Annotated in this window: 6 protein-coding genes; all 6 read left to right on the forward strand. The window is 65.1% G+C overall.

What is annotated here, in order from left to right:
* Positions 1-63: 63 nt before the first annotated feature.
* The 6 genes from WS51_RS09070 (at position 64) to WS51_RS09115 (ending at position 14,657) form a co-directional block, all read left to right on the forward strand.
* Positions 64-966 (forward strand): hypothetical protein, encoded by a 903-nt coding sequence (locus WS51_RS09070; protein ID WP_059790814.1) that lies wholly within the window; start codon positions 64-66, stop codon positions 964-966.
* A 1,125-nt stretch (positions 967-2,091) separates the two neighbouring features.
* Entirely contained in the window at positions 2,092-10,650 is an 8,559-nt protein-coding gene (locus WS51_RS30790; RefSeq protein WP_081333554.1) for a YadA-like family protein, read from the forward strand.
* Positions 10,651-10,773: 123 nt separating this feature from the next.
* A complete protein-coding gene (locus tag WS51_RS09100) occupies positions 10,774-11,448 on the forward strand; it encodes an OmpA family protein (RefSeq protein WP_069228978.1) in 675 nt (224 codons plus the stop codon).
* Positions 11,449-11,849: 401 nt separating this feature from the next.
* Complete coding sequence (locus WS51_RS09105; RefSeq protein ID WP_069228979.1) at positions 11,850-12,995, forward strand: DUF2827 domain-containing protein; 1,146 nt, start codon at positions 11,850-11,852, stop codon at positions 12,993-12,995.
* Between the two features lie 14 nt (positions 12,996-13,009).
* Positions 13,010-14,164 (forward strand): DUF2827 domain-containing protein, encoded by a 1,155-nt coding sequence (locus WS51_RS09110; RefSeq protein WP_059447145.1) that lies wholly within the window; start codon positions 13,010-13,012, stop codon positions 14,162-14,164.
* A gap of 25 nt (positions 14,165-14,189) precedes the next feature.
* On the forward strand, positions 14,190-14,657 hold the full coding sequence (locus WS51_RS09115) for a DUF4019 domain-containing protein (RefSeq protein ID WP_059543526.1): 468 nt from the start codon (positions 14,190-14,192) through the stop codon (positions 14,655-14,657).
* Positions 14,658-14,681: the final 24 nt, after the last annotated feature.

Raw genomic sequence — 14,681 nt, forward strand, 5'->3', positions numbered from 1 at the left:
GAAAATACGCGATTACGTAAGCTATGCAAGAATCTTTCGTCTCGTAATCGCACAACAACAGCCATGTCCGACACGCTGCTGGAAGATCAGGCAGCGGCAGATCACGCCATGCGCAACTGGACCTTCGAGCATCAGGGTCCGGTGAGGATCGGTTCCGATGCGCACAGGCAGATGTTCTGCCGCATGCTGCTCGATACGCACAACCCGTACAAGCCGGCCGTCATCGACTGGCCGCCGCTCAAGCCCGACGAGTTGAAGCGGCTCACGTCGCTGCCGATCTGGGATATCGCCGTGCAGACCGAAGGCCGCGCGTCGATCCGCGTCGCCACTTTCGCCGCGACCGTCGGCGACCCGCTGTTGCGCCAGGCACTCGAGATGGACGGCGCCGAGGAGGCGCGGCACAAGGTCGTGCTGTCGAAACTGGTGCAGGCATACGGCATCGAGCTCGCTCCCGAACCCGCCTATCCGGTACCGGACGACCCGGAATGGTCGTGGATGGTGACCGGCTTCAGCGAGTGCATCGACAGCTTCTTCGCGTTCGGCCTGTTCCGCTCTGCGCAGCGCTCCGGTTACTTCCCGCCCGAACTCGTCGACACCTTCGAGCCCGTGATCCAGGAGGAAGGCCGGCACATCCTGTTCTTCGTGAACTGGTATGCGTGGTACTGGCGGAGCTTGCCCTGGTGGCGCCGGCCGTGGTTCTTCGCACGGGTCGCCGCGGTGTGGGCGTTCCTGATCTGGGAGCGCATCGGCATCGCGCGCGGGATCGACGCGGACGGCGTCGCGCACGACGCGAACTTTCCGGCGACGAGCACCGCAGACATCGGCGATGCGCTCAATCCGCGCGAACTGATCGAACTGTGCATCAGCGAGAACGACCGGCGGATGGCCGGGTACGACAAACGCCTGCTGCGCCCGATGTTCGTGCCGCGCATGGCGCGCCTCGCGCTGCGATTCCTGAAGAAGTAAGGCTGCGGCGGCAGGTTGCAGGCAGCGCCTTGCCATGGGCGATGTGCTGCGTCGCCCGGCCCGGTTGCACAACCGCGACGTGCGGCCACGGCCGCTATCCGCGCAACGGCATATGCTTTCCGGCACGACCGAGCATCGTTGCGGCTTGCATCGCGCTCGCGTCCGGCGATTCCGCGCGCGACGTGACGCCGCCGTCCAACGCGCCCCCTCCGGTCCGTCGACCGTTCTCATCCTGCGCCCCTGCGCGCCGCCTTTCCCGTCGCGGAATGTCCACCCTGGCCAGCACGGCCGAGCCACCGTGGCTCAAATCTGACGTTTTCCTGCTCGTTGCGCCTGTTTTCCATCGGTTGGCGCGTCTCCAACCGTCGTCGTGGACGAGCGGAACCAGCGCAACGACTGCCTGGCCGGCGCGGATGATACGGCACGGCGTCCAATTGGCCCCTTGAGGCCATCACGTGAAATACGTCAATAAGACGGATTCCGGACAGGAGCCCCAATGGCGAAGTCAATGTCCCGGTTGCACTTTTTTACAACATTGTGAAGCCGGCCCTCGGCGAAGGCCCGTCCGCAGGGCGAGTGCGGCCCGCCAGATGCGCAAGCCAGCACAGCCACCCAATCTTTTCTTCATGTTTTTTGATTTTAGATAAAAACAATTAAATATATTCCCAAAATCATCACGGATATCAAATTAATAGATAAATCACGCTATCCGACACATCCCGGCGACCGACCCATCAAACATTACAAGATCGAAAGGACAACGTTTGCCGCAAACGTTTGCTGTTTCATTTGTCTTACTTTCCCGGCATTCCAATGTGCGTCACATCACACAGAAATCCTACACACGCTTGATTTGACTAGGCTTTTCCATCACCCACCTCGCCCACGAGCATCCTTCATTCAACGTTCAACGCATTTTCAACTTTCTTACGACGCAACACATCAAAACACGATCCATTAACCATCTTTTAACTTTCAAATCGCTCAATTTTTCACTGTTTGTCAATCTCAAAATAGCGCCTCCAATAAACTCCGCCCATCAATTTTGAGATTCGCGCGAGCGCACGGCAAATTCATCTAACGAAAGAGACCGGTGTGTGCGTGCTTATTTGGAGGTAGCTGGACATGAACCGCACATACCGCTCGATCTGGAACGAAGCTCTTGGCGCCTGGGTCGCGGCATCCGAACACGATTCGGCACGGGGCAAGCCGAACAAGTCAGCCGTCGTGAAGGCCGTGGCAACCGTCGCGCTCGTCGCGGGGGCAGCAGTCGGCAACGTCGCGCACGCGCAGTATTCCGCGGGCGGCGGCACGTCGACGGGCGCCCAGGCGATTGCCATCGGCGGTAACGGGGGCAGTCAGACAACGGCCAGCGGCGCGACCTCGATCGCGATCGGTGCGAACGCGACGGCGTCCGGCAGCTATTCACAGGCATTCGGTCAGGCCACGACGGCGACCGGCTCGAGCGCGATCGGCATCGGCTCCGGCGCAAAGGCGCTCAACACCGGCGCGACCGCGGTCGGCAACGACTCGACCGCTTCGGGCTCGAGCTCGATCGCGATCGGCGGCGGCAACAGCTCGGGCTCGGGCGGGGCAGTGGCGGCCGGCACGAATGCGATCGCACTGGGCCGGTTCTCGAACGTCAACTCGGCAACGACGTCGGGTATCGCAATCGGTTCGAATGCGACAGTCACGTCGGTCGGTACCAACGGCACCGCGCTCGGTTCGGCCGCCACGGCAGCCGGCTCGGGCGCAACCGCCATCGGCAACGGCGCAACGGCGACGGGCACCAACGCGATCGCGCTCGGCGGCACGGCCAACTACACGTCCAGCGTCGCGATTGGCGCAGGCAGCGTGACCGGCGCGGCAGCGCCGACGGGAACGGGTTACCTGACGGGCAGCGCCGCCCCGACGTCGGAAGTGTCGGTCGGCAGCTCGACGGCGCTGCGTCGCATCACGAACGTCGCCGACGGCTCGGCACCGCAGGATGCGGTCACCGTGGCCCAGCTCAGCACCGGGATGAGCACGACGACGAGCGCGATCAGCAGCTTGTCGACGTCGGCGTCGACGGGGCTGTCGTCGGCCAATAGCTCGATCTCGTCGCTCTCCACGTCGACTTCGACGGGAATCAACTCGCTGTCGACCGGCCTCAGCTCGACCAACAGCTCGGTGGCTTCGCTGTCGACCTCGACGTCGACCGGCCTCTCGTCGGCCAATAGCTCGATCTCGTCGCTGTCGACGTCGACCTCGACGGGGATCAATTCGTTGTCCACGGGCCTCAGCTCGACCAACAGCTCGGTGGCCTCGCTGTCGACTTCCTCGTCGACCGGCCTGTCGTCGGCTAATAGCTCGATCTCATCGCTGTCCACCTCGACCTCGACGGGGATCAAGTCGTTGTCCACGGGCCTGAGCTCGACCAACAGCTCGGTGGCTTCGCTGTCGACTTCGACGTCGACTGGGCTGTCGTCGGCTAACAGCTCGATCTCGTCGCTGTCCACCTCGACTTCGACGGGGATCAATTCGTTGTCCACGGGCCTGAGCTCGACCGATAGTTCGGTTGCTTCGCTGTCGACTTCGACGTCGACGGGCCTGAGCTCGACCAATAGTTCGGTCGCTTCGCTGTCGACTTCGACGTCGACTGGCCTCTCGTCGGCTAACAGCTCGATCGCGTCGCTCTCCACGTCGACTTCGACCGGCATCAATTCGCTGTCGACGGGCCTCAGCTCGACCAACAGCTCGGTGACTTCGCTGTCGTCGTCCACGTCGACCGGCCTGTCGTCGGCTAATAGCTCGATCTCGTCGCTGTCCACGTCGACTTCGACCGGCATCAACTCACTGTCGACGGGCCTCAGCTCGACGAATAGCTCGGTGACTTCGCTGTCGTCGTCCACGTCGACCGGCCTGTCGTCCGCTAACAGCTCGATTTCGTCGCTGTCTACGTCGACATCGACCGGTCTCTCGTCGGCTAACAGCTCGATCTCGTCGCTCTCCACTTCGACCTCGACGGGCCTGAGCTCGACCAACAGTTCGGTCGCTTCGCTGTCGACTTCCACGTCGACGGGTCTCTCGTCGGCGAATAGCTCGATCAGCTCGCTCTCCACGTCGACTTCGACGGGGATCAACTCGCTGTCGACGGGCCTGAGCTCGACCAATAGTTCGGTCGCTTCGCTGTCGACTTCCACGTCGACGGGTCTCTCGTCGGCGAATAGCTCGATCAGCTCGCTCTCCACGTCGACTTCGACGGGGATCAACTCGCTGTCGACGGGCCTGAGCTCGACCAACAGCTCGGTGGCTTCGCTGTCGTCGTCCACGTCGACGGGGCTCTCGTCAGCGAATAGCTCGATTTCGTCGCTGTCTACGTCGACGTCGACCGGCCTGAGCTCGACCAACAGTTCGGTGGCTTCGCTGTCGACTTCCACGTCGACTGGCCTCTCGTCGGCCAACAGCTCGATCTCGTCGCTGTCCACCTCGACCTCGACCGGCATCAACTCGCTGTCGACCGGCCTCAGCTCGACCAACAGCTCGGTCGCTTCGCTGTCGACCTCCACGTCGACCGGCCTCTCGTCGGCTAACAGCTCGATCTCGTCGCTGTCCACCTCGACCTCGACGGGCATCAATTCGCTGTCGACCGGCCTCAGCTCGGCCAACAGCTCGGTCGCTTCGCTTTCGACTTCCACGTCGACCGGCCTTTCGTCGGCTAACAGCTCGATCTCGTCGCTCTCCACGTCGACCTCGACGGGTATCAACTCGCTGTCGACCGGCCTCAGCTCGACCAACAGTTCGGTCGCTTCGCTGTCGACCTCCACGTCGACCGGCCTCTCGTCGGCTAACAGCTCGATCGCGTCGCTGTCCACGTCGACCTCGACGGGTATCAACTCGCTGTCGACGGGCCTCAGCTCGACCAACAGTTCGGTCGCTTCGCTGTCGACCTCCACGTCGACCGGCCTCTCGTCGGCTAACAGCTCGATCAGCTCGCTGTCCACGTCGACTTCGACGGGGATCAGCTCGCTGTCCACGGGCCTCAGCACGGTCACGACCAAGACCGACAATCTCGGCAACAGCACCGCCGCTGCCCTCGGCGGCGGCGCCAGCTACAACCCGGCTACCGGCACGGTTTCCGCTCCGTCGTACACGACGTACAACGCGAACGGCACGACGTCGACCGCCAACAGCGTCGGCTCGGCGATCGACAGCATCAACAACCAGGGCATCAAGTACTTCCACGCGAATTCGACGGCAGCCGACAGCCAGGCACTTGGCACCGACTCGGTCGCGATCGGCCCGAATGCGATCGCCAACCATGCCGGCGACGTCGCACTCGGCAGCGGCTCCGTTAGCGAAGCGCCCACCCCGACGCCAACGGGTACCGTCGGCGGCGTGACCTCCACGTTCGCGGGCGGCAACCCGAGCAGCGTGGTGAGCGTCGGCAATGCGAGCACGGGCACCACGCGTCAGATCACCAATGTCGCGGCAGGCCAGATCACGGCGAACAGCACGGACGCGATCAACGGCTCCCAACTCTTCGCGACCAATTCCGTCGTGAATTCGCTGTCGACAACGGTGTCGTCGTCCAGCAGCGCGATCTCGTCGCTGTCGACCGGCATCACGTCGTTGTCGACGGGGCTCAGCTCGACCAATAGCTCGGTCGCTTCGCTGTCGACTTCCACGTCGACGGGCCTGTCGTCGGCGAACAGCTCGATCTCGTCGCTCTCGACGTCGACCTCGACGGGTATCAACTCGTTGTCGACGGGCCTGAGCTCGACCAACAGTTCGGTCGCTTCGCTGTCGACTTCGACGTCGACGGGCCTCTCGTCGGCCAACAGCTCGATCTCGTCGCTGTCCACCTCGACCTCGACCGGCATCAACTCGCTGTCGACCGGCCTCAGCTCGACCAACAGCTCGGTCGCTTCGCTGTCGACCTCCACGTCGACCGGCCTCTCGTCGGCTAACAGCTCGATCTCGTCGCTGTCCACCTCGGCCTCGACGGGCCTGAGCTCGACCAACAGTTCGGTCGCTTCCCTTTCGACCTCCACGTCGACCGGCCTGTCGTCGGCAAGCAGCTCGATCAGTTCGCTGTCGACTTCCACGTCGACGGGCCTCTCGTCGGCTACCAGTTCGATCGCTTCGCTCTCCACGTCGACTTCGACCGGTATCAACTCGTTGTCGACCGGCCTGAGCTCGACCAACAGCTCGGTCGCTTCGCTGTCGACCTCGACGTCGACGGGCCTCTCGTCGGCTACCAGCTCGATCAGCTCGTTGTCCACGTCGACTTCGACCGGTATCAATTCGCTGTCGACGGGCCTGAGCTCGACCGATAGCACGGTCGCTTCGCTGTCGACCTCGACGTCGACGGGCCTTTCGTCGGCCACCAGCTCGATCAGCTCGCTGTCCACCTCGACCTCGACGGGCCTGAGCTCGACCAACAGTTCGGTCGCGTCGCTGTCGACTTCCACGTCGACCGGCCTGTCGTCGGCTACCAGCTCGATTTCGTCGCTCTCGACGTCGACCTCGACGGGTATCAACTCGTTGTCGACGGGCCTCAGCTCGACCGATAGCACCGTCGCTTCGCTGTCGACTTCCACGTCGACCGGCCTGTCGTCGGCCACCAGCTCGATTTCGTCGCTCTCGACGTCGACCTCGACGGGTATCAACTCGTTGTCGACGGGCCTCAGCTCGACCGATAGCACCGTCGCTTCGCTGTCGACTTCCACGTCGACCGGCCTGTCGTCGGCCACCAGCTCGATTTCGTCGCTCTCCACGTCGACCTCGACCGGCATCAATTCGCTGTCGACGGGCCTCAGCTCGACCGACAGCACCGTCGCTTCGCTCTCGACTTCGACGTCGACCGGTCTGTCGTCGGCAACGAGTTCGATCAGCTCGCTGTCCACCTCGACCTCGACGGGCATCAACTCGTTGTCGACCGGCCTCAGCTCGACCGACAGTACCGTCGCTTCGCTGTCGACCTCCACGTCGACTGGTCTGTCCTCGGCAACGAGCTCGATCAGCTCGCTGTCCACCTCGACGTCGACGGGCATCAACTCGCTGTCGACCGGCCTCAGCTCGACCAACAGTTCGGTCGCTTCGCTGTCGACCTCGACTTCGACCGGCATCAACTCGCTGTCCACGGGTCTGAGCTCGACGGATAGCACCGTCGCTTCGCTCTCGACCTCCACGTCGACCGGTCTGTCGTCGGCAACCAGCTCGATTTCGTCGCTGTCGACTTCGACGTCGACCGGTCTCTCGTCGGCTAACAGCTCGATCAGCTCGCTGTCCACGTCGACCTCGACGGGCATCAACTCGCTGTCGACGGGTCTCAGCTCGACCGACAGTACCGTCGCTTCGCTGTCGACCTCCACGTCGACCGGCCTGTCGTCGGCCACCAGCTCGATCAGCTCGCTGTCCACGTCGACGTCGACGGGCATCAACTCGCTGTCGACGGGTCTCAGCTCGACCGATAGCTCGGTGGCTTCGCTGTCGACTTCCACGTCGACCGGCCTGTCGTCGGCCACCAGCTCGATCAGCTCGCTGTCCACGTCGACCTCGACAGGTATCAGCTCCCTGTCGACGGGCCTCAGCTCGACTGACAGCACGGTGGCGTCGCTGTCGACCTCCACGTCGACCGGTCTGTCGTCGGCCACCAGCTCGATTTCGTCGCTCTCGACGTCGACCTCGACCGGCATCAATTCGCTGTCGACGGGCCTCAGCTCGACCGATAGCACCGTTGCTTCGCTGTCGACCTCCACGTCGACGGGTCTGTCGTCGGCTACCAGCTCGATTTCGTCGCTCTCGACTTCCACGTCGACCGGCCTCTCGTCCGCTACCAGCTCGATCAGCTCGCTGTCCACATCGACCTCGACCGGCATCAACTCGCTGTCGACGGGCCTCAGCTCGACCGATAGCTCGGTGGCGTCACTGTCGACTTCGACGTCGACCGGTCTGTCCTCGGCCACCAGCTCGATCAGCTCGCTGTCTACCTCGACTTCGACCGGCATCAATTCGCTGTCCACGGGCCTCAGCTCGACTGACAGCACCGTGGCTTCGCTCTCGACCTCCACGTCGACGGGCCTCTCGTCGGCTACCAGCTCGATCAGCTCGCTGTCCACGTCGACCTCGACGGGCATCAACTCGCTGTCGACGGGCCTCAGCTCGACCGATAGCTCGGTGGCGTCACTGTCGACTTCGACGTCGACCGGCCTCTCGTCCGCTACCAGTTCGATCAGCTCGCTGTCCACGTCGACCTCGACGGGGATCAACTCGCTGTCCACGGGCCTCAGCTCGACTGACAGCACCGTGGCTTCGCTCTCGACCTCCACGTCGACGGGTCTGTCGTCGGCCACCAGCTCGATCAGCTCGCTGTCCACCTCGACCTCGACGGGCATCAACTCCCTGTCGACCGGCCTCAGCTCGACCGACAGCACCGTAGTTTCGCTCTCGACTTCGACGTCGACCGGTCTGTCGTCGGCAACCAGCTCGATCAGCTCGCTGTCCACCTCGACCTCGACGGGCATCAACTCGTTGTCGACGGGTCTGAGCTCGACCGACAGCACCGTAGCTTCGCTCTCGACTTCGACGTCGACGGGCCTGTCCTCGGCAACGAGCTCGATCAGCTCGCTCTCGACGTCGACCTCGACCGGCCTGTCGACCGCCACTAGCTCGATCGGCTCGCTGTCCACCGGCCTGAGCTCGACCAACAGCTCGCTCACGTCGCTGTCCACGTCGACCGCAAGCAGCGTCACGTCGTTGTCCACGGGTCTGAGCTCGACGAACAGCTCGGTGGCGTCGCTGTCCACCTCGACGTCAACGGGTCTCTCGTCGGCAACGAGTTCGATCAGCTCGCTGTCCACGTCGACGTCGACGAGCATCAATTCGCTGTCCACGGGCCTCAGCTCGACCGACAGCACGGTGGCTTCGCTGTCGACTTCCACGTCGACGGGCCTGTCGTCGGCCACCAGCACGATCCTGTCGCTGTCCACCTCGACCTCGACCGGCCTGTCGTCGGCTACCAGCTCGATCACGTCGCTGTCCACCTCGACGTCGACCGCGATCGAAGCCGCCAAGACGCATTACTACAGCGTCAACGACAACGGCACGCAGCAAGGCAACTACGCCAACAACGGCGCCACCGGCGTCAACTCGCTCGCAGCCGGCGTGAACGCCAGCGCGGCAGGCGCCAGCAGCGTCGCGGTCGGCGACGGCTCGAACGCGCAGTCGAGCGGCGCGGTCGCGATCGGCCAGAACGCGTCGGCCACCGGCGGCAAGGCAGTGTCGATCGGCTCCGGCAACACCGCGAGCGGCGACGGCGCGGTCGCGATCGGCGACCCGAGCGTCGCCACAGGCACCGGCGCAGTGGCGCTGGGCGCCAACGACACGGCCACCGGCACCGGCGCAGTCGCGCTCGGCAACGCGAACACGGCAACCGGCAACAGCGCACTCGCCCTCGGCAGCGCGAACCAGGCCACCGCGGACAACACGATCGCGCTGGGCAACAAGGCGGTCGCGAGCGCGACCGGCGCCCAGGCCTACGGCTCGGGTGCGTCGGCCACCGCAGCGGATGCGCTCGCCTTCGGCACGAACGCGCAGGCCAATGTCGCCAACTCGATCGCCATGGGCGCGAACTCGACCACGGCCAACGCTGTCGGCGTGTCGAGCGTCACGGTCGGCGGCGTCTCGTACCCGGTCTACGGCACCTCGCCGGTGGGCGTCTTCAGCGTCGGCGCACCCGGCGCGGAACGCCAGATCACGAACGTCGCGGCAGGCCAGGTTTCGGCCACCAGCACGGACGCGATCAACGGCAGCCAGCTCAACGCGACGAACCAGGCGGTCAACAGCCTGTCCACGTCGACCGCGTCGAACATCTCGTCGCTGTCGACCGGCATCGGTTCGCTGTCCACCGGCCTGAGCTCGACCAACAGCTCGCTGACGTCGCTGTCCACGTCGACCTCGACGGCGATCAACTCGCTGTCGACGGGCCTGAGCTCGACAAACAGCAACCTCACGTCGCTGTCCACGTCGACGTCGACCGGCATCGGCTCGCTGTCGACCGGCCTGAGCTCGACGAACAGCACGGTGGCATCGCTGTCGACCGGCGTGACCAACCTCGGCGATCAGGTGAACCAGTTGTCGACGACGATCAACAACAACACGACCCGCTCGGCAAACAACACTGCCGTCGCGGCCGACATGAACGGCACCGGCTCCGACCGGCCGACGGTCACCGCCGGCTCGAACTCGGTGGCGATCGGCGCGAATTCGACGGACGGCGGCCGCTCGAATGTCGTGAGCGTCGGCTCACCCGGGAGCGAGCGCCAGATCACGAACGTCGCGCCGGGTACGCAAGGCACGGACGCGGTGAACGTGAACCAGCTGACGCAGGTGCAGACGACGCTGTCGACGGCACTGTCGGGCCAGCAGGCGCAGATCAACTCACTGGGTTCGCAACTGCAGCAGACCGACCAGATGGCGAAGCAGGGTATCGCGGCCGTCGGCGCGATGGCGTCGATCCCGCAGCTCGATCGCGACGCCAACTTCGGGATGGGTGTCGGCACCGCGACGTTCCTGGGTCAGAAGGCGATGGCGGTCAACATGCAGGCGCGCATCACGGAGAACCTGAAGGCGTCGATCAACGGCGGCTTCAGCGGCGGTCAGAAGGTGATCGGCGCCGGCATGCTGTACCAGTGGAAGTAACGCGTCGCGCCGCCACGCCGCCGGCTCAGGAGCCGGACGGCACCGGGCGGCCCCGACGGCAGGACGAGCCCGCCGCGCAACGCGTGGCGGGCCTCGGTCAACCCAAGTATTGAGGACGTAATCGTGAACAAACTCGCTCTTGCGCTCGCGCTTGCCGCGACGGCCCTCGCCGCGTGCTCGACGGCATCCGGCCCGACCTTCAGCGCATCCGAACTGCAGCCGCGCGACGGCGTACGCACGTTCCAGGTGGACTGCCACGGCCTGCTCTCGGGTCCTCAGACCTGCATGAAGGCCGCCCGCAAGATCTGCGGCGACCAGCCGGTACGCACCGTCGATTCGGCCCGCGCGCTGCGCGACGGCTCGGATCCCGCGACGCTGGTGTTCCAGTGCGCAGCCGCGCCGGCTGCAGCGGCGCCGGCCGCCGAGCCGTCGCCCGCGCCTGCACCCGCGGCGGTGGAACACGTCAATCTCGCGGGCGACGCGCTGTTCGCGACGGGCCAGGCCACGCTCACGCCGGCCGCGAGCGCGTCGCTCGACAAGCTGCTGAGCGAACGCGAAGACCGCACGTACACGCAGGTGACGGTCACCGGTCATACGGATTCGGTCGGTAGCGACGCCGCCAATCTCGCGCTGTCGAAGCGCCGCGCGCAAACCGTCGCAAGCTATCTGAAGGCGCACGGGCTGAAGGCGCAGTCGATGTCGGTCACGGGGCGAGGCGCCGCCGATCCGGTCGCCTCCAACGCGACGGCCGAAGGCCGCGCGAGCAACCGCCGCGTCGAGATCTCGCTCCAACGCTAAGCAGCCGGCCGTCGCGGCTCCGGCGCCCTCCTCGGGCTCCGCGCGACGGCCCCGTCCGACAGCGCGAAGCCGCGCCGTCGGCACTCGGCCTGCCTCCCTCCCCGTCCTGGTTCGCCGGGCCCCGGCGCCCGCGCCGGCGGCTATGTCAAAGTTCGTCAGGCCCCTCCACAAAACGGCGCCTTCCGTGCCACAATCGCCGCAGACAGCTGCCGGGGCGTTCCGCCCGCGTCGCGCGCCGTGCCAGACCGCCCGACTACACCCCGGAATCCGGCGGCCGCCTCGCGATCCGCGCCGCTCGCGCGCATTCCAGTGCACGCCGGCGCGAACGCGACCACGACAATCCACGGCGCGCCGTTTCGCAGCCACGGCCGAACGCACGACGCCGCAGAGGAAACCAACCGGTGACGGACATCAATCAAGCCGCCGCGGGCGGCACCCGCAAGCAACGGCCGGCCGTCGGCATCTCGCTGTTTGCGCGGGACGGCCAGGCGATCTGGGAAAACGGCATCCACCAGAACATCGCGTTCCTCGCGATGATGCTCAAGCGCTCAGATCGCGTCGGCCCCGTTTATTTCCTGAACGGCGGCGACGCGAACGCGCTGCCGGCCGGCCTCGAACTCGACGGTCTCGACGTGCCGCTGGTGAAGCCTACCGACGTCACGCACGAACTCGACGTCGTGATCGAAATGGGCGCGCAACTGCCGCTCGAATGGCTCAGGCACATGAAGGCGCTCGGCACGAAGCTGGTCGCCTGCTACGTCGGCCATACTTACAGCGGCCTCGCCGAGACGCCGATCTTCAACAAGCCGTCGGGGCACATCTTCAACGGCACCCAGTTTGACGAAGTGTGGGTGCTCGAGAAGTCGCAAAAGATCGACGTGCCGCTGCTGCGCACGCTCACGCGCGCGCCGGTCCATACGATTCCGCATCTGTGGTCGCCGTACTTCCTCGATCGCCGTATCGCCGCGCTGGCGAGCGAAGGCCTGACGTTCGGCTATCGGCCCGGCCGTCGCCCGTGGAATCTCGCCACGCTCGAGCCGAACATCTCGGTCGTGAAGTCGTGCCACTACCCGATGCTCGCGTGCGACGAGTTCTACCGGGCGCAACCGGACGCGGTCCAACATCTGTTCGTGGTCAACTCGATGCACATGAAGGCACATCCGACGTTCGTGCACTTCGCGAACAGCCTCGACCTCGTGCGCCAGCACAAGGCAACGTTCGAGCCGCGCATCGACCTGCCGGGCTTCATGGCGCGCCATGCGGACGCGGTCGTGTCCCACCACTGGGAAAACGCGCAGAACTACCTGTACTACGACGTGCTCTACGGCGGCTATCCGCTGATCCACAACTCGACGCTGCTCGGCGACGCCGGCTACTACTACCCGGACTTCGATTCCGCCGCGGGTGGCCAGGCATTGCGCGATGCATGGCTGCATCACGACGAGCAGCTCGACGACTATCGCGCGAAAGCGGGCCGGCTGCTGCAGTCGGTCTCGATCGACAACCCCGCGAACCTGGACGCGTTCGTCGCGCGCCTGGTCGCCTGAACCGGAGCATACGCATGTCGGACTCCAATGCCCGTCAAGCGCCCGGCGAGGGCAAGCGTCTCGTCGTCGGCGTGTCGCTGTTCGTGCGCGGTGCCGGCCAGTCGCTGTGGGAAAACGGCATCTTCCAGAACTGCCTGCTGTTGATCCTGCTGCTGCGCCAGTCTCCGCTCGTCGCCGAAGCCGTGATGGTGAACGGCGGCGAACAGGTCGCCGATCCGCAAATGATGCTCGGCGAGTGGAACGTGCCGCTGCTGTCGATGGACGAAGCGCTGCAACGCTGCGACGTGCTGATCGAAATGAGCGCGCAGTTCGGCGCCGATTATCTGCGCGCGTTCCGCGATCGCGGCGGCAAGGTCGTCACGATGCGGGTCGGAAACGACTACGTGATCGACATCGAACGTGCGATGTTCGACAAGCCGTCGGGCTTCCTGTTCTCGGGCGCGCCGTACGACGCGGTGTGGACGATCCCGGAATTCGAGCGCTCGTGCCTGCACTACTACCAGACGGGCCTGCGCGCGCCGGTGACGATCGTTCCGCACATCTGGCATCCGATGCTGTTCGACAAGGCGCGCGCGACGCTCGGGCCCGGTCTGTCGTTCGGTTACCAGCCGGGCAAGCCGCGCTGGCGCGTGACGATGTTCGAGCCGAACATCTGCATGGTGAAGACGAGCATCATCCCGATGCTGGTGACCGAGGAGGCCTATCGCGCGAAGCCGGAATTCCTCGAGTTCGTGCGCGTGTGCAACACGCTGCACCTGAAGGAGCATGCGACCTTCGTCCATTTCGCGAAGAGCCTCGACATCGTGAACCACGGGATCACGACGTTCGAAAGCCGCTATGCGGTGTACGAGTTCATGGCCGCCTACGGCGACGCCGTGGTATCGCACACGTGGGAAAACGCGCAGAACTACCTGTACTACGAACTGTTGTACGGCGACTATCCGCTGATCCACAACTCGCCGTTCCTCGGCAAGGCCGGGTATTTCTATCCGGACTTCGACTGCCAGGCCGGCGGCCGCGCGCTGCTGCAGGCGTTCGCCGAGCACGATGCGAACCTCGACGCGTACCGCGAGCAATCGAAGCACGTGCTCGACTCGGTCAGCATCTACAACCCCGGCAACGTCGCCGCATATTCCGACGCAATCGCGTCGCTCTATCGCGACGCATGACGCGCCGCCTTCCCCGGACTCCGACATGAACGCACATCTGCCCCTCTCCCGCACGAAATGGCTGATCGGCTGCGCCGTCGCGTCGATCGCGATCGGTGCGCACGCACAATCCGACGGCGAATCGGCCGACGCGCTGCTGCGCGACGCCGATGCAGTCTTCAAGCAGCTCGACGCCGGCCAGTACGGTGCGGTGTGGAACGACGCCGCCGCGTTCGTGAAGGCGCGCATCAAGCAGGACCAGTTCGCGCTGGACATGCAGCGCGCGCGCCAGTCGGTCGGCATGGTCGGCCATCGCGGCTGGGCGCAGATCACGCGGATCCGCTACACGAATTCATCGTCGATGCCCGACGGGCTCTATGCGAACATCGACTACGCAACGACGCTCACGACCGGCACGACCGTGTACGAAAAACTGAGTTTTCGCCTCGGCGACGACGGCCGCTGGCACCTGACCGGCTACGTACCGCGCCAGTCGCAGAACTACACGCCTTGAACCGCGCACCGTCCACCCGGAGCC

This window comes from Burkholderia territorii (genome assembly GCF_001718335.1).
Classification (GTDB): domain Bacteria; phylum Pseudomonadota; class Gammaproteobacteria; order Burkholderiales; family Burkholderiaceae; genus Burkholderia; species Burkholderia territorii.